General features: G+C 73.1%; 23 protein-coding genes. 13 read left to right on the top strand and 10 right to left on the bottom strand.

The window, feature by feature from the left end; all coding sequences use genetic code 11:
* Nucleotides 1-8: 8 nt before the first annotated feature.
* Both CG719_RS10290 and CG719_RS10285 read right to left on the bottom strand, forming a co-directional pair.
* Nucleotides 9-860: a transglutaminase-like domain-containing protein gene (locus CG719_RS10290; RefSeq protein WP_100568224.1), complete on the bottom strand. Its 852-nt coding sequence runs from the start codon at nucleotides 858-860 to the stop codon at nucleotides 9-11.
* A 29-nt stretch (nucleotides 861-889) separates the two neighbouring features.
* On the bottom strand, nucleotides 890-1963 hold the full coding sequence (locus tag CG719_RS10285) for a GNAT family N-acetyltransferase (protein WP_100568223.1): 1074 nt from the start codon (nucleotides 1961-1963) through the stop codon (nucleotides 890-892).
* A gap of 140 nt (nucleotides 1964-2103) precedes the next feature.
* On the opposite strand from CG719_RS10285, the gene fdxA reads away from it, so the two are divergent.
* Together fdxA and CG719_RS10275 are read left to right on the top strand one after the other, a co-directional pair.
* On the top strand, nucleotides 2104-2424 hold the full coding sequence (fdxA, locus tag CG719_RS10280) for a ferredoxin (RefSeq protein ID WP_100568222.1): 321 nt from the start codon (nucleotides 2104-2106) through the stop codon (nucleotides 2422-2424).
* Nucleotides 2425-2537: 113 nt separating this feature from the next.
* Nucleotides 2538-3659, top strand: coding sequence for a bifunctional succinyldiaminopimelate transaminase/glutamate-prephenate aminotransferase (locus tag CG719_RS10275; RefSeq protein WP_100568289.1), 1122 nt, complete (start codon nucleotides 2538-2540; stop codon nucleotides 3657-3659).
* A 102-nt stretch (nucleotides 3660-3761) separates the two neighbouring features.
* Here CG719_RS10275 and CG719_RS10270 read toward each other — a convergent pair whose 3' ends face one another.
* Together CG719_RS10270 and CG719_RS10265 are read right to left on the bottom strand one after the other, a co-directional pair.
* Nucleotides 3762-4133 carry an ATP-binding protein gene (locus CG719_RS10270; protein ID WP_100568221.1) on the bottom strand — a complete coding sequence of 124 codons (372 nt, stop codon included), beginning with the start codon at nucleotides 4131-4133 and terminating at the stop codon, nucleotides 3762-3764.
* 147 nt (nucleotides 4134-4280) lie between these two features.
* Nucleotides 4281-5264: a heavy metal transporter gene (locus CG719_RS10265; protein WP_100568220.1), complete on the bottom strand. Its 984-nt coding sequence runs from the start codon at nucleotides 5262-5264 to the stop codon at nucleotides 4281-4283.
* A gap of 94 nt (nucleotides 5265-5358) precedes the next feature.
* Between CG719_RS10265 and dapE the strand changes: the two genes are divergently transcribed.
* Complete coding sequence (gene dapE / locus CG719_RS10260) at nucleotides 5359-6438, top strand: succinyl-diaminopimelate desuccinylase (protein ID WP_100568219.1); 1080 nt, start codon at nucleotides 5359-5361, stop codon at nucleotides 6436-6438.
* Between the two features lie 86 nt (nucleotides 6439-6524).
* Nucleotides 6525-7283: a TIGR00730 family Rossman fold protein gene (locus CG719_RS10255; protein WP_100568218.1), complete on the top strand. Its 759-nt coding sequence runs from the start codon at nucleotides 6525-6527 to the stop codon at nucleotides 7281-7283.
* Between the two features lie 518 nt (nucleotides 7284-7801).
* On the opposite strand, the gene folP is transcribed toward CG719_RS10255, so the two are convergent.
* Nucleotides 7802-8662 carry a dihydropteroate synthase gene (gene folP / locus CG719_RS10250; protein ID WP_100568217.1) on the bottom strand — a complete coding sequence of 287 codons (861 nt, stop codon included), beginning with the start codon at nucleotides 8660-8662 and terminating at the stop codon, nucleotides 7802-7804.
* 145 nt (nucleotides 8663-8807) lie between these two features.
* Here folP and CG719_RS10245 point away from each other — a divergent pair, with 145 nt between their 5' ends.
* Nucleotides 8808-9164, top strand: coding sequence for a DivIVA domain-containing protein (locus tag CG719_RS10245; RefSeq protein ID WP_100568216.1), 357 nt, complete (start codon nucleotides 8808-8810; stop codon nucleotides 9162-9164).
* Nucleotides 9165-9175: 11 nt separating this feature from the next.
* Nucleotides 9176-9760 carry a DNA-3-methyladenine glycosylase I gene (locus tag CG719_RS10240; RefSeq protein ID WP_100568288.1) on the top strand — a complete coding sequence of 195 codons (585 nt, stop codon included), beginning with the start codon at nucleotides 9176-9178 and terminating at the stop codon, nucleotides 9758-9760.
* Nucleotides 9761-9796: 36 nt separating this feature from the next.
* Here the strand turns inward: CG719_RS10240 and CG719_RS10235 are convergent, their stop codons facing one another.
* Entirely contained in the window at nucleotides 9797-10600 is an 804-nt protein-coding gene (locus tag CG719_RS10235; RefSeq protein ID WP_100568215.1) for an enoyl-CoA hydratase/isomerase family protein, read from the bottom strand.
* A gap of 401 nt (nucleotides 10601-11001) precedes the next feature.
* Here CG719_RS10235 and CG719_RS10230 point away from each other — a divergent pair, with 401 nt between their 5' ends.
* Nucleotides 11002-11169 carry a DUF3117 domain-containing protein gene (locus CG719_RS10230; protein ID WP_003966491.1) on the top strand — a complete coding sequence of 56 codons (168 nt, stop codon included), beginning with the start codon at nucleotides 11002-11004 and terminating at the stop codon, nucleotides 11167-11169.
* 99 nt (nucleotides 11170-11268) lie between these two features.
* On the opposite strand, the gene CG719_RS10225 is transcribed toward CG719_RS10230, so the two are convergent.
* A complete protein-coding gene (locus tag CG719_RS10225; protein WP_100568287.1) occupies nucleotides 11269-11964 on the bottom strand; it encodes an O-methyltransferase in 696 nt (231 codons plus the stop codon).
* 176 nt (nucleotides 11965-12140) lie between these two features.
* Between CG719_RS10225 and sigE the strand changes: the two genes are divergently transcribed.
* From sigE to CG719_RS10200, 5 genes are all read left to right on the top strand, one after another.
* Complete coding sequence (sigE, locus tag CG719_RS10220) at nucleotides 12141-12914, top strand: RNA polymerase sigma factor SigE (protein WP_199836586.1); 774 nt, start codon at nucleotides 12141-12143, stop codon at nucleotides 12912-12914.
* Nucleotides 12911-13858 (top strand): anti-sigma factor family protein, encoded by a 948-nt coding sequence (locus CG719_RS10215; protein WP_100568213.1) that lies wholly within the window; start codon nucleotides 12911-12913, stop codon nucleotides 13856-13858. The genes sigE and CG719_RS10215 overlap by 4 nt, the downstream gene beginning before the upstream one ends.
* A gap of 111 nt (nucleotides 13859-13969) precedes the next feature.
* Nucleotides 13970-16267, top strand: coding sequence for a trypsin-like peptidase domain-containing protein (locus tag CG719_RS10210; protein ID WP_100568212.1), 2298 nt, complete (start codon nucleotides 13970-13972; stop codon nucleotides 16265-16267).
* A 177-nt stretch (nucleotides 16268-16444) separates the two neighbouring features.
* A complete protein-coding gene (locus CG719_RS10205; protein WP_100568211.1) occupies nucleotides 16445-16912 on the top strand; it encodes a sec-independent translocase in 468 nt (155 codons plus the stop codon).
* Nucleotides 16913-17116: 204 nt separating this feature from the next.
* Nucleotides 17117-17788 (top strand): hypothetical protein, encoded by a 672-nt coding sequence (locus tag CG719_RS10200; protein ID WP_100568210.1) that lies wholly within the window; start codon nucleotides 17117-17119, stop codon nucleotides 17786-17788.
* A gap of 105 nt (nucleotides 17789-17893) precedes the next feature.
* On the opposite strand, the gene CG719_RS10195 is transcribed toward CG719_RS10200, so the two are convergent.
* Genes CG719_RS10195 through CG719_RS10185 form a run of 3 tightly spaced genes read right to left on the bottom strand, consistent with a single transcriptional unit; the run spans nucleotide 17894 to nucleotide 20941 of the window.
* The gene (locus CG719_RS10195) at nucleotides 17894-19027 is read right to left on the bottom strand and encodes an Mrp/NBP35 family ATP-binding protein (RefSeq protein WP_100568209.1); all 1134 of its coding nucleotides are present in this window, start codon (nucleotides 19025-19027) and stop codon (nucleotides 17894-17896) included.
* Between the two features lie 41 nt (nucleotides 19028-19068).
* On the bottom strand, nucleotides 19069-19668 hold the full coding sequence (locus CG719_RS10190) for a DUF1003 domain-containing protein (RefSeq protein WP_100568208.1): 600 nt from the start codon (nucleotides 19666-19668) through the stop codon (nucleotides 19069-19071).
* On the bottom strand, nucleotides 19658-20941 hold the full coding sequence (locus CG719_RS10185) for a magnesium transporter MgtE N-terminal domain-containing protein (protein ID WP_100568207.1): 1284 nt from the start codon (nucleotides 20939-20941) through the stop codon (nucleotides 19658-19660). Before CG719_RS10185 ends, CG719_RS10190 begins: the two co-directional genes overlap by 11 nt.
* 220 nt (nucleotides 20942-21161) lie before the next feature.
* On the opposite strand from CG719_RS10185, the gene CG719_RS10180 reads away from it, so the two are divergent.
* Complete coding sequence (locus CG719_RS10180; protein WP_199836585.1) at nucleotides 21162-21905, top strand: hypothetical protein; 744 nt, start codon at nucleotides 21162-21164, stop codon at nucleotides 21903-21905.
* Nucleotides 21906-21917 lie beyond the last annotated feature (12 nt).

The following is a 21917-nucleotide window of genomic DNA, read 5'->3' as shown; positions in this document are numbered from 1 at the left end:
CGCGAGGTTCAGTTCAGCAGGGCCCGCGCCGCCCGCGCCTGTCCCCGCACCCGCTCGGCCGCGGGCTCGTCCACCGTGCCCAGCACCTCGGCGTACGCTTCCAGCTCCCGGGCCCCGTCCACGAAGTCGCCCCGCTGTACGAGCAGCTGCGCCCGCTCGTACCGCAACCGCGCCGGATGCGACGGCAGCAGCAGCGACAGCTCCACCGCCCACAGCGCCACGTCCGACCGCTCGGGCCGCACGGCCGCCCAGGCGCGGATGTTGTTCAGGATCCGGGACACGACCTCCAACGGAGTCGCGGGCACCAGCATCGACGGGTCCAGCGGCGCGCCCGTCGCCCCGGCCACCAGCAGGTCGGCGTCCGCCCCCGTGAGCACCCGGCCCCCGTCGAACGGGTCCGCGAGCACCAGTTCCCCCGCCGCCCCGAACCCCACGACGAAGTGCCCGGGCAGCGCGACCCCGCACACCGGGGCCCCGGCCCGCCGCGCGACCTCCATCCACACCACCGACAGCAGGATGGGCAGCCCGCGCCGCCGCACCAGCACCTCGTGCAGCAGGGAGGACTCCAGCCGCTGGTAGTCCGCCGCCGCGCCGTGGAACCCGTACCGCTCGCCGAGCAGCCGGCACAGGGCCCGCGCCCACTCCCGCGGCCCGCCCGGCCGGTACGGCAGCTCCCCGGCGAGCCGGTCCAGCTCCTGCTGCGCCGCGTCCATGCCGGCGTCGTCCAGCGTCCCGTCGGCCGCCGCACCCATCAGCAGGCACAGCGCCGCGAGGTCCGGCCGCTCGGACCGCACCTCCTCGCCGAACTGCCGGCGCACCGCGGCGGCCCGTTCCGGAGACGGCGGATGCGGGGGACTCATAGCAGGCTCGTGCCCTTTCACGACGATCCCTACGACGGACCAGCGCCGGAGTTCCGCGGGGACCGAGGCTCCGGTTCCGCCGGCGACGGCCGCGGGTGTCCGCCGTCGCCGGGCTCCGGGGCGCGGTAGTGGTGGTACGCATGGTGTGGGCCGAAGCCCATCCCGGCGTACAGCGCCCGAGCCGCGTCGTTCCCGGTCTCGACCTGGAGCCAGGCCGCCGAGGCGCCCTCGTCGAGAGCGCGGCCGGCGAGCGCGGCGAGCACGGTGGTGGCCAGGCCGCGACGCCGCAGCGCCGGATCGACCTCGACGGCGGCGAAGGACGCCCAGCGGCCGTCGACGACACACCGTCCGATCGCCGCCGGAACACCGCCCTCGCCGGGAACCGTCGCGAACCACACCGACGGCCCGCTGCCGAGCACCTTCAGGGCCACCTCGCTCACCCCCTTGCGCTGATACCGCGCAAGCCACGCCTCGTCGGCCGTGCGGGAGAGCACGACCCCGGAGCCCTCGGCCCGGTCGGCGACCGGCGCGAGCGCCCCGATCCACAGCTCCGCGCTCACCTCGCGCACCCAGCCCCGCCGCTCCAGCTCCGCGCACAGCGTTTCCTGCGTGCCCTCGGCGCCGGTGGCCGTCTGGATGTACGCGGGCAGGCCGCGCTCGCCGTACCAGCGTCGTACGGCATCCAGCGCCGCGTCGAGCGGAAGCCCGGGATCGCCGAGCGGCAGCACCGAGTTGGCCCGCCGGGTGAATCCCGCGGCCGCCCGCAGCTCCCAGTCGCCCAGCCGCTCGCTCTCCACCGGCCGCCAGGCCCGCGCCGCCACACGTGCCAGCTCCTCGTACGTGGCCGCCGGACCCCGCCGCCTGGCCGGTGCGGCCGGTACCACCTTGCCCGCGACCAGGGAGGATTCGGCGATCTGTACGGTCTCGCCACTCTTCCGTGTGATCAGCAGCACACCGTGGTCCCATGATGTGAGAACTCCGACCGTGTCGGTGAACTTCTCACCCGGCGCGCCAGGTTCGCTCAAGCGCCGAATTGAGACCCGTTTGCCCACATCAGCAGCGGTGATACGGACCTCGAGGCGTCCTGTCGCCGATATTTCCACAGGTCTGTTCACCCCTCCTGTTCGGATCATGCCCCGGAACGGAGATACTAGGGGCGGGCATCGACGACGCCGCGCTCCCGCGCGCCAGGCGGCGGAGCCTGTGGAGGCCCGCCGGCGCCCTATCGAGGAGGAACGACAGCGTGACCTACGTCATCGCGCAGCCTTGTGTCGACGTCAAGGACAAGGCGTGCATCGAGGAGTGCCCGGTCGACTGCATCTACGAGGGCCAGCGGTCCTTGTACATCCACCCGGACGAATGCGTCGACTGTGGAGCCTGCGAACCGGTCTGCCCGGTCGAGGCGATCTTCTACGAGGACGACACTCCCGAGGAGTGGAAGGACTACTACAAGGCCAACGTCGAGTTCTTCGACGAGCTCGGCTCTCCCGGTGGCGCCAGCAAGCTGGGGCTGATCGAGCGCGACCACCCCATCATCGCCGCGCTGCCGCCGCAGAACCAGTAACAGCGGCCCGTCTTCGCGCCGCCTCGGTCCCGTACGGCCTGATCGCACTCCAGCGCTCCGCCCGCCGCACGGGACCGAGGCGTTTTCCGGACCAGAAAGTGAGCCTGATCCCCGTGTCCGCACTCTCCGACCGGCTCCCCGCCTTTCCCTGGGACAAGCTCGAGCCGTACAAGAAGACGGCCGCAGCCCATCCGGACGGCATCGTCGACCTGTCGGTCGGCACTCCGGTGGATCCGGTCCCCGATCTGATCCAGAAGGCGCTGATCGCGGCCGCGGACTCCCCGGGCTACCCGACCGTGTGGGGCACGCCCGAACTGCGTGACGCGCTCACCGGCTGGGTCGAGCGCCGGCTCGGCGCGCGGGACGTCACCCACCGGCACGTCCTGCCGATCGTCGGCTCCAAGGAACTGGTCGCCTGGCTCCCCACCCAGCTCGGCCTCGGCCCCGGCGACAAGGTCGCGTACCCGCGCCTGGCCTACCCGACCTACGAGGTCGGCGCCCGCCTGGCCCGCGCGGACCACCTCGTCTACTCGACGACACCGGGCGCCGGCGTGCCGGGCCCCACGGAGCTGGACCCGGCGGGCCTGCGGCTGCTGTGGCTGAACTCGCCCTCCAACCCCACGGGTCAGGTGCTGCCCAAGGAGGAGCTGCGCAGGATCGTCGCCTGGGCCCGCGAGCACGGCGTGCTGGTCGTCTCCGACGAGTGCTACCTGGAGCTGGGCTGGGAGGCCGACCCGGTCTCGGTCCTGCACCCGGACGTGAACGGCGGCTCGTACGAGGGCGTCGTCGCGGTCCACTCGCTGTCCAAGCGCTCGAACCTGGCCGGCTACCGCGCCGCCTTCCTGGCCGGTGACCCGGCCGTCCTCGGCCCGCTGCTGGAGATCCGCAAGCACGGCGGCATGATGACCCCGGCGCCGACGCAGGCGGCGGTGGTGGCCGCCCTCGGCGACGACATCCACGTCCGCGAGCAGCGCGAGCGCTACGCCGCCCGCCGCGAAACCCTGCGCGGGGCCCTGCTCTCCCACGGCTTCCGCATAGAGCACAGCGAGGCGAGCCTCTACCTGTGGGCCACGCGCGACGAGTCCTGCTGGACCACGGTCGCCGACCTCGCCGAGCGGGGCATCCTGGTCGCCCCGGGCGACTTCTACGGCCCGGCGGGCGCGGACTTCGTACGCGTCGCGCTGACGGCGACGGACGAGCGGGTCCGCGCGGCGGTGGAGCGCCTGGCCGGGTAGCCGGCGACGGCTCACCCGCGCCGGCACGGCGACGGAGCCTTACGACGACGGGGTCCGGGGGTTTGGAAACCCCCGGACCCCGTCGGGTCGTGCGCGCGGTGCTCAGCCGATCGGCAGGCCGGAGACCGGCAGGGACGGCGTCGGCAGCCCGCCCTTCTTCGCCGTCTGCGCGGCGCCGCCGAGCAGCCCGCCCGCGGACCCCGCCGCGCCGCCCGCCGCCTTCTGGGCCGCCGGCGCCGCCTGCTTCACGACCTTGCCGCCGGAGTCGCCCGCGACCCCGGTGACGTGCTGCGCGGCACCGTCCACGGTGTTGCCGACGCTCGCCGCGTCCAGGGCGGTCAGCCCGCCGAGGTTCGGGGCGGCGGGCAGCTCGGGGGCAGCGCTGGCGGCACCGGCCGCACCGACCCCGGCGGCCGCTCCCGCAGCGACGAGCAGCGCGGCACGGGCGATCCGGCGGGTCAGGGGGAGGGACATGTTGCTCCTTCGACGGAGGGAACGGACGCTCTGACTACCGCTCGAAGTCCGCGAAGGTTGCGGCGGGCCAACGTAAAGAGTTGGTAACGCGTCGCATTATCAGGTACGCGGAAAAGCTTCACTCACGCCGCAGGGTGACGGGTCGTACTAACGCCCGGTCGTGGTGATGTGCACCGAGCCCGCCGCCCGCTCCGCTCCCGCGGCACCCCGCGTCTGCGCCGCCCGCCACCGGCTGTCCGTCATCCCGGCCTTCCACTGCCAGCCGCCGTAGGAGACCTGCTCGATGTGCAGCGCGGAGGCGTTGGCCACCGCCCAGTGCGCGAGCTGCCAGCCGCGCTGCCGCGCGCTGCGCCCGGCGGCGGCCGTGTCGTCGGGCACGGGCACCGTCACGGTCCGCCCGTCCCCGCCCGTGACCGGGGTCGGCGTGGGCGAGGGCGTTGGCGAAGCGGTGCCGCCGACCTCCGCGCCCGCCTCCTGCACCACGTCCCGGCCGAAGTCCCGAACGAGCGCGGCACGCACCGCGTCGGGCCCGCTGGACCGGGTCGGGCCGGGGCGGCCCTGGCAGGCCAGCGTGGCCCCGGAGCGGCCGGTGAGCGCGGCGGCGAGCAGCGTCGCGTCCGGCTCGTGCTTGGCGTACGCCTGCGGGAAGCCGCTGCGCTGCACGCGCTGCGCGGCCACGGTCAGCGGCAGCCGCGTGTAGCCGGGCACCTTGTTCAGATGGTCGTAGAAGATCCCCGCCGAGTAGGAGGGGTCCATGATCTCCTCCGGTGTGCCCCAGCCCTGCGAGGGCCGTTGCTGGAAGAGGCCGAGGGAGTCCCGGTCGCCGAAGTCGATGTTGCGCAGCGCGGACTCCTGGAGCGCGGTGGCCAGCGCGATGGTCACCGCCCGCTCGGGCATGCCGCGCCCGGTGCCGACGGCCGCGATCGTCGCCGCGTTCACCGCCTGCTCCGGCGTGAACCGGTACGACGCTCCGTCGCCCTTGCCGGAGACGACCTCGCAGCCCGGACCCGAGGTGCCTCCGGTGAGGTACTGCACCGAGAGGTAGCCCGCGAGCCCGAGCAGGACCACGAAGGCCGCCCCGAACCGGAGGAGGCGGCCACGACGCTTGGAAGAGGGGGGAGGGTGCGGCACGCCTACAAGGTACTGGAGGCAGGCGGGACTGGTGAGGCAGGTGTGGACAATGCGCGGCGGCAGTGCGGCGGTTCGCCGGGTTAGGGTCGATCGCATGGCCGATAACCCGCTTGATCTCACGCTGGACGCCGCGCGCCTGACCGCGCGACTCGTCGACTTCCCCTCGGAGAGCGGCACCGAGAAGCCGCTCGCCGACGCGATCGAGGCCGCACTGCGGGCCCTGCCGCACCTGACGGTCGACCGTCTCGGCAACAACGTCGTCGCCCGCACCGACCTCGGGCGCGCGCAGCGGGTGATCCTGGCCGGCCACATCGACACGGTCCCGATCGCCGGGAACGTCCCCTCGCGGCTCGACGAGGACGGCGTCCTGTGGGGCTGCGGCACCTGCGACATGAAGTCCGGAGTGGCGGTCCAGCTGCGCATCGCGGCCACGGTCCCCGCCCCCAACCGCGACCTGACCTTCGTCTTCTACGACAACGAGGAGGTCGCCGCCGAGCTGAACGGGCTCAAGCACGTCGCCGAGGCGCGCCCGGAGTGGCTGGCCGGCGACTTCGCCGTGCTGCTCGAACCCTCCGACGGGGAGGTCGAGGGCGGCTGCCAGGGCACGCTGCGGGTGCTGCTGAGGACCACGGGCGAGCGGGCCCACTCGGCGCGCGGCTGGATGGGCTCCAACGCCATCCACGCCGCCGCGCCGATCCTGCGGCGGCTCGCCGAGTACCAGCCGCGCCATCCGGTCATCGACGGCCTGGAGTACCGCGAGGGCCTCAACGCGGTCGGCGTCCTGGGCGGGGTGGCGGGCAACGTCATCCCCGACGAGTGCGTGGTCACGGTCAACTTCCGGTACGCCCCGGACCGCACCGAGGAGGAGGCCGTCGCCCACGTCCGCGAGGTGTTCGCGGACTGCGGGGTGGAGGAGTTCGTGATCGACGACCACAGCGGCGGCGCCCTGCCGGGTCTGAACCACCCGGCCGCGGCGGCGTTCATCGAGGCGGTCGGCGGCACCCCGCGCCCTAAGTACGGCTGGACGGACGTCTCACGCTTCTCGGCGCTGGGCATCCCCGCCGTCAACTACGGCCCCGGCAACCCACACTTGGCGCACAAGCGCGACGAGCGGGTGGAGACGGCCAAGATCCTCGCGGGCGAGGAGCGTCTGCGGGCCTGGCTCACGGACTGACCATCGCGGACATACCGACGTCCCCCTCTCCTGACCCCCGCGGATCTACGCTGAGGTGGAACGTCACGCAAGCGGAGGGAGCGTACATGCCAACAGGGAATCCCGAGGGCAAGAAGCAGCCACCGGACGAGCAGCGACTGGGACCGGTCCTCCGGCGGCGCGGTCAGGTCCAGGCGAGCACCACGGACCAGCGGCTGCTGGACGAGCGCGCCCCCACGGACTGGGTCCACACCGACCCCTGGCGCGTGCTGCGCATCCAGTCGGAGTTCATCGAGGGCTTCGGCACGCTCGCCGAACTCCCGCCCGCCATCAGCGTGTTCGGCTCCGCGCGGACGGCGGTGGACTCGCCGGAGTACGACGCGGGGGTGAAGCTCGGGCGGGGCCTGGTCGAGGCGGGCTTCGCGGTGATCACGGGCGGCGGCCCGGGCGCGATGGAGGCGGCGAACAAGGGCGCTCTCGAGGCCGGAGGCGTCTCGGTGGGCCTGGGCATCGAGCTGCCCTTCGAGCAGGGCCTGAACGCCTATGTCGACATCGGCCTCAACTTCCGGTACTTCTTCGTCCGCAAGATGATGTTCGTCAAGTACGCGCAGGGCTTCGTCGTCCTGCCCGGCGGCCTCGGCACCCTGGACGAGCTCTTCGAAGCCCTGACCCTGGTGCAGACCCAGAAGGTCACCCGCTTCCCGATCGTCCTCTTCGGCAGCGCGTACTGGGGCGGCCTGGTCGACTGGCTGGAGAACACCCTGATCGCCCAGGGCAAGGCGGCCCAGGCGGACCTCACCCTGTTCCACGTCACGGACGATGTGAGCGAGGCGGTGGCCCTGATGTCCAAGGAGGCGGGCCGCTAGCCCCCTCCTACGGGCCGCCGGCTCATCCTGTGGGCCGCCGCCGGCCCTGTCCTGCGGGCCGCTGGTCCCCGTCCTGCGGGCGGCCAGAACTCGCACGGCGGGCAGTTTGCGCCCGCACGGCCGGGGCTACTGGCGCCCGCAGGACCGGCGCCAGTGGCGACGGTAGGGCGGGGCACTGGCGCCCGTACGGTGCTTCCGAGTGTCGGCACGGCGCGGCCCCGGGGCCGGGACGACAGGGCTTCGGCACTTCGCATGGCGCGGCACTGGCTCCGTGCGACGGGTCGCCGGCGCCTGCACGGTGCGGCTCTGGTGCTCGTACGGTGCGGCACTGGCGCCTGCACGGCGCTTCTGCGCGTCGGAACGGCGCGGCCCCGGGGCCGGGACGACAGGGCTTCGGCACTTCGCGCGGTGCGGCACTGGCGCCCGTGCGGCGGGGCCAGTGCCGTCCGTACGGCAGGGCTCGTGACCCGCGTGGCGGGGCTCCGGAGTCCGTGGGGCGAGGGACTGGGCTCCCGGTTCTACGCCAGTCCCCGGCGGGCCACCGCCGGTGGCCGGTGGCCCGCGATGGTCGCCACCATGTCCAGTACCTGCCGGGTCTCGGCCACCTCGTGCACCCGGTACACCTGGGCCCCCAGCCACGCCGAGACGGCCGTCGTCGCCAGTGTCCCCACCAGCCGCTCCTTCACCGGCTTGTCCAGCGTCTCGCCCACGAAGTCCTTGTTGGACAGCGACACCAGCACCGGCCACCCGGTCGCGACCATCTCGCCCAGCCGCCGCGTCGCCTCCAGACTGTGCCGCGTGTTCTTGCCGAAGTCGTGCCCCGGATCGATCATCACCGACTCCCGCGGCACGCCGAACGCCACCGCCCGCTCGGCCAGCCCCACGGTCACCCGGAGGATGTCGGCCATGACGTCGTCGTACGTCACCCGGTGCGGCCGGGTCCGCGGCTCCGCGCCGCCCGCGTGCGTGCACACCAGGCCGGTCCCGTAGCGCGCCGCGACCTCGGCGAGCCGCGGGTCCACCCCGCCCCACGCGTCGTTCAGCAGGTCCGCACCCGCCTCGCACACGGCCTCGCCGACATCGGCCCGCCAGGTGTCGACGCTGATGACCACGTCCGGGAACCGCCGCCGCACCTCGGCCACGAAGCCGACCGTCCGCCGGGCCTCCTCCTCGGCGCTCACCTCGTCACCCGGCCCGGCCTTCACCCCGCCGATGTCGATGATCGCGGCCCCCTCGGCGACCGCCTGCTCCACGCGCGCGAGGGCCGGCTCGTCACGGAACGTCGACCCCTGGTCGTAGAAGGAGTCCGGGGTCCGGTTGACGATCGCCATGATCACCGGCTCGTGCGCGTCGAATTCGCGCCTGCCCAGCCTGAGCATCCCCTGTGACCTCTCCTCTTCTTCCCGGTCCTGCCCGGCCGTGCCCGGTCTTTCCCGGCCATCGGCCGTCTGCGACCCTAACTGTCAGCGTCGCATGGCACGATCGGACCCTGACAGATACGACAGACTCCGTGGGGACCGAGCGATGGTTATGTTCTTCTTCCTGGTCGTCGCGCTCGCCGTCGTGGTCGCCGCGGTGACCCTGGCGGTGGTGGGCGGCGGCGAGGGAACCGGGCCGCTGCCCGAAGCGGCGCCCGAGCGGCTCCTGGACCCGCTGCCGCCGGACCGTCCCGTGGACCGCCAGGACGTGGAGAGCCTCCGCTTCCCGATGACCGTCCGGGGCTACCGCATGGCGGACGTGGACGACGCCCTCAGTCGGATCGGCGCCGAACTCGCCGAGCGCGACGCGCGGATCACCGACCTGGAGTCCGCACTGGCCGGCGCCCGGGCCGCGGCCGCCCACGTCCACCTGACCAAGCCCGAGCAGGAGGACCAGCGGTGACGGACGACACCCTGACGCCGGGCGCCGCGATCGCCGGCCCCGACGGCGCCCCGCGCTGCCCGTGGGCGCTTTCCGCGGCGGAGTACGTGGCCTACCACGACGAGGAGTGGGGCCGCCCGGTCCACGGTGACGACGCGCTCTACGAACGTCTCTGCCTGGAGGCCTTCCAGTCCGGCCTGTCCTGGATCACCATCCTGCGCCGCCGCGCCGGCTTCCGCGCAGCCTTCGCCGACTTCAAGATCGCGGCGGTGGCGGACTTCACCGACGACGACCGGGAGCGGCTGCTCGCCGACCCGGGCATCATCCGCAACCGCGCCAAGATCGACGCGACGATCGCCAACGCGCGCGTGCTTGTCGACTGGGCCCCGGGCGAACTGGACGCCTTCATCTGGTCCCACGCCCCCGACCCCGCCACCCGCCCGGTGCCGAGGACCCTCTCCGACGTTCCGGCGGTCACTCCCGAGTCCACGGCCCTGTCGAAGGCCCTGAAGAAGCGCGGTCTGCGCTTCGTCGGCCCGACGACGGCGTACGCCCTGATGCAGGCGTGCGGCCTGGTCGACGACCACCTCGCGGACTGCGTGGCGCGCCGCCCCTGACCGGCCGGCCGGGGGCGGCACCGACCCGCAGCGCGGTCAGCGGCCCAGATACGCCGGCTTCTCCTTGTTCACGAACGCCCGCACGGCGATCGCGTGGTCCTCGGACTGCCCGGCCCTGGTCTGGAGCTCCTCCTCCTTGAGGAGGGTCTCCTCCAGGGAGTGCGTCAGCCCGTGGGCCACCGCCTCCTTCAGCGCCGCGTACGCCACCGTCGGGCCCTCGGCCAGCGCCCGCGCCGTCCGCTCCGCCTCGGCCCGCAGTTCGGCGGCCGGCACGACCCGGTTGGCGATGCCCAGGTCGAGGGCCTCCTGGGCGGTGATACGACGCGGGAAGAGCAGCAGGTCGGTGGCGCGGGACGGTCCCACCACCCGCGGCAGCGTCCACGAGATCCCCGAGTCCCCGGCGAGCGCGACGCCCGCGAACGAGGTGTTGAAGGACGCCGTGTCCGCCACGATCCGGTAGTCGGCGGCGAGCGCGAAGCCGAAGCCCGCCCCGGCGGCGACCCCGTTCACCGCGGCGACCACCGGCTTCCGTGCCCCCGCCAGCGCCCGCACGATCGGGCTGTAGTGCTCCCGCACGGTGCTCATGACCTGCCCGGACCCGGTCTCCCGGTCGGCGGCCAGCAGCCCGATGTGCTCCTTGAGGTCCTGGCCCACGCAGAACGCCCGGTCCCCGGCGGCGGTCAGCAGCACCGCCCGCACGGTGCCGTCGTCCGCCGCCTCCCAGGCCGCGTCCCGGAGGGCGACCTTGGCATCGACGTTCAGCGCGTTCATCGCCTCGGGGCGGTTCAGCGTGATCGTCGCGAGTCCGTCGCTCACCTCGTAGAGCACGGTGTCGGCCATGGGGCATCCCCTCCGGTGTCGCCTCGTCGACGTACCGCTCGGTACGTCGTGGTCCGTCGCGGTCCGAGGACAGCATGACGGAGATCACCGGGCCGGGTGCGGACCCGGCATGTGACCTGCGTCAAAGAATTCCGGCGCGCCCGCGGCCGGCGGGCGGACGCGTGGGAGCGCAGTATCGCAGCCACATCGCCGAATTGGGTGGTTTTGCTCGCGCGCGTTGCCCAAGCGATGCCAACTGATGTTGGTCATCGGGTCCTGGGATGCGGGATAATGGCCTGGAAGCAATGTGTTCGACGCCGGTGTCGCGTGTCCTGTGCCGTTCCGGGCAGGGACCGTGCGCGTGCCCTTTCGGTGGGCCGTCGGCTTTGACGATGAGCTGGGTTTCAGGAAGGGGAACGAGCATGGCGGCCATGAAGCCGCGGACGGGTGATGGCCCGCTCGAGGTGACCAAGGAGGGGCGGGGCATCGTCATGCGCGTTCCGCTCGAAGGCGGCGGTCGGCTCGTCGTCGAGTTGACCCCTGACGAGGCGGATGCGCTCGGTGACGCCCTCAAGAAGGTCGTCGGCTGACGCGCAAGCGACCATACCCTTTCAGTTGCCCCGGCATCGTACGCGGTGTCGGGGTCGCTGTCTTTCCAGGGGTGCGCGACGCGCGAGTGATGGGGGCGCTCAGCGCTTGACGGCGCACAGCAGTCCGTCGCCCACCGGCAGCAGCGACGGCGTCAGATCGGGGCTCTCGCGCACCGTGCGCAGCAGTTCCCGCAGCCGCACGACCTCCGTCGGCTGCGGTCCCGAGTCCACCGTCCGCCCGTGCGCGAAGACACCCTCGAAGGCGACGAGGCCTCCCGGTCTCAGCAGGCGCAACGATTCAGCGAGGTACTCGGGGAACTCCAGCCGGTCGCCGTCACAGAACACGAGGTCGTATCCGGCGTCCGCGAGGCGGGGCAGCACGTCCAGGGCGCGGCCGGGGATGAAGCGGGCGCGGTTGCCCGCGAAGCCGGCGGCGCGGAAGGCCTGGCGGGCGAACTGCTGGTGCTCCGGCTCGGGATCGACGGTGGTCAGCACCCCGTCGGGACGCATGCCGTGCAGCAGGTGGATCCCGGAGACCCCGGTGCCGGTGCCGATCTCCGCGACCGCCTTCGCGTCCACGGTGGCGGCCAGCAACCGCAGCGCGGCGCCCGCGCCGGGCGACACCGAGCGCAGCCCTGCGTCACGGGCCCGCTCACGGGCCCAGCGCAGTGCGTCGTCCTCGGCGACATAGGCGTCGGCGAACGCCCAGCTCGTCTGCCGGTTGCCGGTAATGACCCTCTCCTGTCCCGTGGTTGCCTGGGCGTGACTGTATCCGCTGGGGCCGGGAACCCGCAGATGGGACCGGTCGTTTGAAGGGGTGAGGAAGCGACACCGGGCGCGACGGCGGTGTGGACGGGGGGTATGGGATGGATCGGGACACGGAGCAAGTGCTGACGCAGCCGCACCAGCCGGACCAGCACGTGTCAAATTCTCGTAAAACTGCTTATCCGGAGCTAACGGGCGAGGTGGCTATGGTAGGGGCTCCACTGGACACCACCAGAGCCGACAGGGGAGGTGCGGCTGCACCTGTGGATCGGAGAGGAGTGCTGCGGCGCTTTCTCGGATCGGCAGGCAGGCCGAAATCCGTGACCAACACCGCTGCCGACGTGACCCACGCCACCGAATCCGCCCAGACCGCGACCTTCTCGACCGACGCGGACGGGCAGGCGTGGACTCCGCCCACCTGGGAGGAGATCGTCAGCACGCACAGTGGCCGCGTCTACCGCCTGGCCTACCGCCTCACCGGCAACCAGCACGACGCCGAGGACCTCACCCAGGAGGTCTTCGTCCGCGTCTTCCGCTCGCTGTCGACCTACACGCCGGGCACCTTCGAGGGCTGGCTGCACCGCATCACCACGAACCTCTTCCTGGACATGGTCCGCCGCAAGCAGCGCATCCGCTTCGACGCGCTGGGCGACGACGCGGCCGAGCGGCTGGCCAGCAAGGAGCCCACCCCGCAGCAGCTCTTCAACGACGCGCACTTCGACGCGGACGTCCAGCAGGCCCTGGACACCCTCGCGCCCGAGTTCCGTGCCGCGGTCGTCCTGTGCGACATCGAAGGACTGTCGTACGAGGAGATCGCCGCGACCCTGGGCGTCAAGCTCGGCACGGTGCGCTCCCGCATCCACCGCGGCCGTTCGCAGCTGCGCAAGGCGCTTGCGCACCGCTCGCCGCAGGCCCGGGCGGGACGCCGCGGCTTCGTGGCCACGGTCCCCGCGCTGGGGGGAGGGGGCGCGCCCGCGTGAGTGGATCACGACCTGACCCCGCGGGGCGTCTCGCGGAACAGCACCTGGGAGACCGGCTCGCCGCCCTCGTGGACGGCGAGCTCGGTCACGACATGCGCGACCGTGCCCTGGCGCACGTGGCCACCTGCCCGAAGTGCAAGGCGGAGGTCGACGCGCAGCGCCGTCTGAAGAACGTCTTCGCCCAGGCGGCCCCGCCGCCTCCCTCCGAGAGCTTCCTGGCCCGCCTCCAGGGCCTCCCGGGGGGTGGCACCGACGGCGGTGGCGGTTCACCGCTGGGCGGGGGAGGGCTGCCCGGAGGGTTGTCCTCCCGCTCCGGAGTGTTCGGGGTGAACCGCGGCGAGCAGTTCGAGTTCGGCTATGTGCCGGTCCGCCCGCATCCCACCGACCCCGCGGAGGACCACGGCTTCCGGATCCACCCCGTGGGCCGTGCCGACAGCGAGCGGTCCGCCTCGCGGGGGCTGCGGTTCGCGTTCGTCGCCGCCGGGGCGGTGTCGCTGGCCGCTCTCGCCCTGGGCGGGATGACCACCGGTTCGACGGGTGACGCCGTGGAGGCGCGCGGAGGCTCCGGGAACGGCAGCAATGTGACTCCGGCGCGCACGGCGGGCACGGGCGCCGCATCGGGCTCCGACACCGCGCGACGCCGCCAGTCGGCCACGCCGCAGTCGGCACAGGGGCAGCGGTCGGGCTCGGCGCAGGCGGCCTCGACGCCGCTGGCCGCACCGCTGCTGCCGGGGGCCGTGCCTCCCGGCGGGCAGGCGCAGGACGTGATGCATCCGCTGACCACCCCGGTGGTCGCCGGAGCGGCCGTGATGTCCCCGCTGATACGTCCGCTCACCACGACCCCGCCCATCTCCCTGACCTCGTGGTCCGCCGACCCGGACTACATGGCCCCAAGCCTGCTCAGGGCGCCCTCTCCCTCCGTCTCCTCCCGTACCACGCACTGACAGGTCCCTGCGCAGCGGTCCGGGAACCTGGTTGAATCCACGGTGGTCGCGCCCATGACACCGGTCGGGGCGCGGAGTCGACGCCGTGCCGCGTCCCGCTGTGGGGAGAACATGAACGAGGGCAAGCCCACGAAGTCCGCCCGCCCGAGGTGGTGGAGCCGCTCGGTCCCTCCGGACGCCCGGCCGGAGGGCACGCCGGCGCCGGACGCGTCGGCCGACGAGGCTTCCGACGGCGGCATGGCAGCGGGTGGGCCCTCCACCCCGGGCTCGGACCCGGGCTCGGACCCCGTACAGACAGTGGCTTCCGGCGACTTCGAACTCGCTCAGCCCCGTCCGCCGTTCGCCGGGGTGGAGGACACCCACCTTGGGGCGGCGGACGCACCGGCGGCGCCGGCGGTGCCCGGCGAGCCTGCCGCACCCGCCGCGCCGGCGGCCCCGGCCGGTCCCGGTGCCCCCGCCGTCTTCGCCGAGACGGGCGCCGACCGGCCCGTGGAGGGCCCCTCCGGGCCCGTCGGCTCCTCCGGCGGCTCCGGCGAGCGTCCCAGCCCCCTGCACGACCCCGACCCCTACAGCACCCCTCCGTACGGCGAGCCGGGCCCCTGGGCGCCCGCCCCACCTGTTCAGCACCCGACGGTGACACCCGCGCACTCCTCCGGCACACCGGCCGCCGCGCCCCACGGCTCGCCTGCCGTGGACGCCCAGCCGTACGGTCGGGCGCCCGTGGCGGCTCAGCCGGGTGCCCCGGCTCCCACGTCTCCGGCGCCGCCCGGCCCGCCCTCGTCGCCGCAGGCGCCGGCCGCGGCGCCCCAGGGCACGCCCGCCGTGGACGCCGAGCTGTACGGTCGGGCGCCCGTGGCGGCTCAGCCGGGTGCCCCGGCTCCCACGCCTCCGGCGCCGCCCGGCCCGCCCTCGTCGCCGCAGGCGCCGGCCGCGGCGCCCCAGGGCACGGCGGCCCCGGACGCCCCGCCGTACGGTCCGGCGCCCGTGCCTTCCGGCACGCCCTCGCCGCCGCAGGCGCCGGTCGACGCAGCCACGGCCGGCGCCGCATCGCAGTGGGCACCCCCCGAGGACGCCGTGCCGGCGGGCCCACAGCGAGGGGTGCCGCTCGCGGGCGACCCGACGCACGGCGCGCCCGCTCAGGCGGTGGGTGGTGACGGGCACGGCGTGCCCGCTCCCGGTGCCGGTGGGGCCCACCCCGGTGCCGGTGTCTCCGCCGGTCCCTGGGGGCGTTACGACCCCTGGGGTGCCGCGCCGTTGCAGCAGAGCGGGAGCGGCGTGCTCAGCGCCGAGCAGCGGCACCGGCGGGTCACGCGGGCGCTCGTGGGCGGGGCCGTGGTGCTCGCGCTGGTTTCCGGAACGCTCGGCGGGCTGGCCGGGGCGTACATCGAGCGCAACGGCGGCCTCGGCACCGTGGAGCTGCCGCAGGCCGGGAAGGAGCCCGCCGGGCGCGCCCCGGACAGCGTCGCCGGGATCGCCGCGCGGGCCCTGCCCAGTGTGGTGACGCTGCACGTCAGCGGCTCCGGCGAGCAGGGCACCGGCACCGGGTTCGTGCTCGACGGCCTCGGCCACGTCCTCACCAACAACCACGTCGTCGAGAACGCCGCATCCGGTGGCGACATATCGGTGACCTTCAGCGGCGGCCAGACCGCCAAGGCCAGGATCGTCGGCCGGGACTCCGGCTACGACCTCGCCGTCGTCCAGGTCCGCGGTGTGCGCGGCCTGACCCCCATCCCCCTCGGCAACTCCGACAACGTGCAGGTGGGTGACCCGGTCGTGGCCATCGGCGCGCCCTTCGACCTCGCCAACACCGTCACCTCCGGCATCATCAGCGCCAAGGAGCGGCCCATCACGGCCGGCGGCGAGAAGGGCGACGGCAGCGACGTGTCCTATGTCGACGCCCTCCAGACCGACGCCCCGATCAACCCCGGCAACTCCGGCGGCCCCCTTCTCGACTCCCGGGGCCGGGTCGTCGGCATCAACTCCGCGATCCGCTCCGCGGACACCGGCTCCGACCTGCAGACCGGCCAGGCGGGCTCCATCGGCCTGGGCTTCGCCATCCCCGTCAACCAGGCCAGGCGCGTCGCCGAGGAGCTGATCAACCACGGCAGGGCCAGCCACCCGGTCATCGGGGTGACCCTGGACATGAACTACCCCGGCGACGGAGCCAGGGTCGGCACCAAGGGCCGGGACGGCGGCCCCCCGGTCACCCCCGGCGGTCCCGGCGCCAAGGCTGGCATCGGGGCCGGAGACGTCATCACCGCGGTGGACGGCCAGCGCGTCCACTCGGGCGAGGAACTGATAGTCAAGACCCGCGCCCACCGCCCCGGCGACCGCCTGGAGCTGACCGTCGAACGCGAAGGAAAGGCACGGAAGGTGTCCCTGATACTCGGGTCTTCGAACAACAACTGACACAAAGCATGTGGAACCGGCCGGAAATCTCGCCGTGTACACGCAGTCCGACACCTCGAGGCGGTACCGGTCCGGCACGTGGGACGGGTACCGTGGACCCGGCCCGGACCACGGACAGCCCCACACAGACCGGACCACCCGAGGGCCGAGGACCGAGGACATCGCAAGGAGCTTCAGGTGTTCAATGACATAGGACCGCTCGAGCTGCTGACGATCATCATCGTGGCCGTGCTCGTGTTCGGCCCCGAGAAGCTCCCGAAGGTCATCCAGGACGTCACACGCACGATCCGGAAGATCCGCGAGTTCTCGGAGAGCGCCAAGCAGGACATCCGCAGCGAACTCGGCCCGGAGTTCAAGGACTTCGAGTTCGAGGACCTCAACCCCAAGACGTTCATCCGCAAGCAGCTGGAAAGCGACGAGCTGGGGCTGAAGGAGATCCGCAACGGCTTCGACCTGAAGAAGGAGATGGCCGAGATCACGGACGCGGTCAACGGCAACGAGCACGACTCCGCCGCGTCCTCCGGCTCCGCCTCCTCGGGCTCCGCGGGCTCCCCGGGTCTGTCCGGCGGCCGGATCGACATGACCAAGAAGCCCGAGGGCATCGGCCAGGACGAGCGTCCGCCCTTCGACGCGGACGCCACCTGAGCCGCGTCCCGTGTGACGCGTTTCACGCCGCGCGCGGTCCGTGCGCGGCGCGAAACGGCTCTACCCGCGCCCCACGCGCCGAGCGGTTTCCCGGCGGCCCGGAGCGGGATGGATATGCTGCCGAGTTGTTGTGCGGACCGGACGAGTACGCCCGAAGGGGGGCGGGCCGCCCCGGTTCGACGAGAGCGAGGAGGCGTCCGGCACATGGAGACGACAAGTCGGGCAGGCGCGCAGGCGTCTGCCGCGGAGGGTGGCCCACAGTCCCCCTTCGCCCGGCGTACGGCCGACGGCTACCTGCTGGCGCCCTTCCCCTGGTACGGCCTCGACGAGGCCTTCACGGGGCCGCGCTGGCTGATGCAGGTCGGGACCTCGGCCGACGGTGCCGTGGAACACGGTTCGACCGGGCACGGTGACGAGCCGTCCGTACGCAACGAGTTCGTGTCCGGGTCGCCGGACGAGCCCAAGGAGAGGTTCGCGGTCGTCGTCACCGTCGCCGCCCACCCCGAACGGCGCCTCGCCGACGGCACGGGCCAGCTGGAGGCCACCTCGGTCTCCTCGGCGGCCTGGCTGGCCGCGGTGGGCCTGCTCTCCTTCACCTGGCCCGGGCAGGTGGACCACACCCTGCGGGACGACTGGCTGGAGCAGCAGACGGAGACCGCGTGGGAGCTGGCCGACGATCTGTCAGGGCCGGCGTGGTCGATGCTCTCGCTGCCCGTGGACGGCGTCCCGACGCCGTTCCACTACCGGGAGTCGGAGTTCGGCTGGGTGCTCGCCGGTTCGACCTCCCAGGGGGTCCACCTGGGGGCGTACGGCAGGGGCATGAGCGCGTACGGGCTCGGCTTCGCCGTGATCAAGGACATCGGCGCGTACGCCTGACGCCCCGCGGCACAGGGCGGAAACGACACGAAGGGGCGCCGTCCACGAGGGACGGCGCCCCTGCCGCCGTAAGGGCGGTACGGGCCGCGGAGGGCCCCGTACGGCCTAGAACTTGTTCTTCGGGGTGATTCCCAGCGACAGCCCCGCGAGGCCCCGCTGCCGGCCGGCGAGCTTGTCGGCGATGTCCCGCAGGGCCGATCCCGCGGGAGAGTCCGGGTCGGTGATGACGACCGGCTTGCCCTCGTCGCCGCCCTCGCGCAGGCGGACGTCGATCGGGATGGAGCCGAGCACCGGGACCGTGGCGCCCGTGGTGCGGGTCAGGCCCTCGGCGACCATCCGGCCGCCGCCCGTGCCGAAGACGTCGACCATCTCGTCGCAGTGCGGGCAGGGCAGGCCGGACATGTTCTCGACCACGCCGACGATCTTCTGGTGGGTCTGGACGGCGATGGAGCCCGCCCGCTCGGCCACCTCGGCCGCCGCCTGCTGAGGCGTCGTCACCACCAGGATCTCGGCGTTGGGCACCAGCTGGGCCACGGAGATCGCGATGTCGCCGGTGCCGGGCGGCAGATCCAGCAGGAGGACGTCCAGGTCGCCCCAGTACACGTCCGCCAGGAACTGCTGGAGCGCGCGGTGCAGCATCGGGCCGCGCCAGACGACGGGCGCGTTGCCCGGGGTGAACATGCCGATGGAGATGACCTTCACGCCGTTCGCCGACGGCGGCATGATCATGTTCTCGACCTGGGTCGGGCGGCCGTCCACGCCCAGCATCCGCGGCACGCTGTGGCCGTAGATGTCGGCGTCGACCACGCCCACCTTCAGGCCGTCGGCGGCCATCGCCGCCGCCAGGTTCACCGTCACCGAGGACTTGCCGACGCCGCCCTTGCCCGAGGCGACGGCGTAGACGCGGGTGAGGCTGCCGGGCTTGGCGAAGGGGACCTCGCGCTCGGCCTGGCCGCCGCGCAGCGCGGTCGCCAGCTCCCGGCGCTGCTCGTCGCTCATCACGTCGAGCGTGACGTCGACCCGGGTGACCCCCTCGACGCGGGAGACGGCGTCGGTCACCCGCTGGGTGATCGTCTCGCGCATCGGGCAGCCGGAGACCGTCAGGTAGACGGTGACCGCGACCGCTCCGTCCGCGCCGATCTCCACCGATTTGACCATGCCGAGCTCGGTGATGGGCCGGTGGATCTCGGGATCGTCAACCGTCGCCAGAGCTGCGCGCACCGCGTCTTCCGTAGCCATAGGACGATGGTACGGCGCCCCGTGCGGCCCCCGGGACCCCGTCAGCGGTCGTCCATGTCACCCGCGCGCGGGTGATCCGCCGGGAATACCCCGTGCCGGCGGTGCCCGTCGACGGTGCGTTCCTCCAGTTCCTTCACCAGGTCCTGGAGCTCCGAGCGCATCCAGTCGCGGGTGGCCACCTCGCCCAGGCCCATGCGCAGCGCGGCGATCTCACGGGTCAGGTACTCGGTGTCGGCGATCGACCGCTCGTCCTGCTTGCGGTCCTGTTCGAGGTTGACCCGGTCCCGGTCGTCCTGCCGGTTCTGCGCCAGCAGGATCAGCGGGGCGGCGTAGGAGGCCTGGAGGGACAGGGCCAGGGTCAGGAAGATGAACGGGTACTCGTCGAACCGCAGATGCCGGGGCGCTGCCACGTTCCACAGCACCCACACGACGATCATCACCGTCATCCAGACGATGAACCGCCCGGTGCCCAGGAACCGCGCGATGCGCTCGGACAGCCGCCCGAAGGCGTCCGGGTCCCACTCCGGCAGCAGCCGGCGCCGGGGCGGGCGCGGCTGGTCCAGCCGGCCGGACCGCGGCCGTCCGGCGGCGGTGGCCCCCACCGGGAGCCGCTCGCGGGTGCTCTCTCGCTCAGCCGCCATGCGCCGCCGCCCCCTCCTCCAGGTCGTACTCCGTCTCCCGCCAGTCGTCCGGCAGCATGTGGTCCAGGACGTCGTCCACGGTGACGGCGCCGAGCAGCGCTCCGGCCTCGTCCACGACGGGCGCCGCCACCATGTCGTAGGTCGCGAAGAACCCGGCGACGACCGGCAGCGTGGCGTCGGGCGGGAGGGGCTGCAGATCGTCGTCGAGGATCGAGCCGACGAGGGTGTAGGGCGGGTCGCGCAGCAACCGCTGGAAGTGCACCGTGCCCAGGTACTTCCCGGTCGGGGTGTCGTCGGGCGGGCGGCAGACGTAGACCTGGGCGGCCAGCGCGGGGGACAGGTCGCGGTTGCGGACCCGGGCCAGGGCGTCGGCGACGGTCGCGTCCGGGCGCAGGATGATCGGCTCGGTCGTCATCAGACCGCCCGCGGTGTGCTCCTCGTACGACATCAGCCGGCGCATGTCGGCCGCGTCGGCGGGTTCCATCAGTCCCAGCAGCCGCTCCTGCTCCTCCGCCGGCAGCTCGGCGAGCAGGTCGGCGGCGTCGTCCGGGTCCATCGCCTCCAGCACGTCGGCCGCGCGCTCGCCCTTCAGCTTGCCGAGGATCTCGATCTGGTCGTCCTCCGGGAGCTCCTCGAGGACGTCGGCGAGCCGGTCGTCGTCCAGCGCGGCGGCGACCTCGGCGCGCCGCTTGGCGGACAGGTGGTGCAGCACGTTGGCCAGGTCGGCGGGGCGCAGCTGCTCGAAGGTGGCGAGCAGGCTCTCCGCGCCCTGCCCCTGCTCCTCCAGCGAGAAGCCGGTGACCGCGGACCACTCCACGGTCAGGGCCTCCCCCCGGTTGCGCCGGAACGCGCCGCCCTTTTTGCCCTTGCGGACGAAGACGCGGTCGACCTCCCAGTCCCGGCGCGCGGGGAGCTGCTGCACCGACATGTCCAGGACCGTGACCTCCTCGCCGGTCTCCACGAGCGTCACCCGCCGGTCCAGCAGCTCGCCGAAGACGAGGCGTTCGGTGGGCCGCTGCTCGAAGCGGCGGACGTTGAGCACGCCCGTGGTGATGACCTGGCCGGACTCGATCCCGGTCACCCGGGTCATGGGCAGGAAGATGCGCCGCCGGGTGGCGAGTTCGACGACCAGCCCGAGCAGACGGGGCGGCCGGCGCCCGACGCGCAGCATGACGACCAGATCGCGTACGCGTCCCACCTGGTCGCCCGCCGGGTCGAAGACGGCGACTCCGGAGAGGTGCGAGACGAAGATCCGGGGGGCGCCCGCTGCCATGGCTGCGCCTCCTTTGCGCGGCTGTGTGGTGCGTGTGGTGCGTGTCGTGTGTGCCGGGTTTCTTTTCCCAATTGCCCGCTCAGGTGCGCTTCAGGCTAGCCCGTCCACCTCGGATACGCCCTGGTGAGCGTCCGGACGAGCCGGTTCCGCCGGGCGTGCGCGGCCCCGGTACGCTGCCGTACGCCGTTTGAGGACACCCGTCGGAAAGGCAGCTCCACCTGTGACCGTGATTCCCCAGGGCCGTACCCGCCGGACCACGCTGACGAGCGCGTTGTGTGCCCTGGTCGTCGCGGGCGCGGGTCTGACGGGGTGTTCCGGGGACGATCCGGACGCGGGCACCAACGGGGTGGGCAAGCTGCCGGCCGAGAAGATCCAGGCGAAGACGAGGGCGGCGGCCGCCACCGCGGACACCGTGCACCTGTCCGGGAACGTGGTCAGCAACGGCCGTACGTACCGGCTCGACATGCGTCTGAAGGACGAGGGCGGCACCGGCTCGGTCACCTCGCAGGGGTCGACCTTCGGGCTGCTGCGGATCGGGGAACAGCTCTACCTGAAGGCGGACGCCGGGTTCTGGGGCCAGGTCGACGGCAGCGGCAAGGCCACCGGGGCCGCCGACAAGCTGGACGGCAAATATGTGAAGGTGCCGCAGGGCGATCCCTCGTACCAGCGGTTCAGCGGCTTCACGGACAAGGAGGTCCTCCTCGACGGGCTGCTGACGCTGCACGGCACGCTGGCGACCGACGGGCACCACGAGCAGGCGGGCGTCCGCACGATCCGCATCACCGGCGGCAAGGGCTCCGGCGGCACCCTGGACGTCTCCCTGGAGGGCACCCCCTACCCGCTGCGCCTGGTGCGCGCGGGCGACGCGGGAACGCTGAGCTTCTCGGACTGGGGCAAGGACTTCGCGCTGGCCCAGCCGGAGAAGAGCGAGACGGTCGACTACGGCAAGCTGCCGACGTCCTGACTCCCGCTCCCC

Source organism: Streptomyces sp. CB01373, from assembly GCF_002803075.1.
Classification (GTDB): Bacteria; Actinomycetota; Actinomycetes; order Streptomycetales; family Streptomycetaceae; genus Streptomyces.
This window is presented reverse-complemented; position numbering and strand designations above follow the sequence as displayed.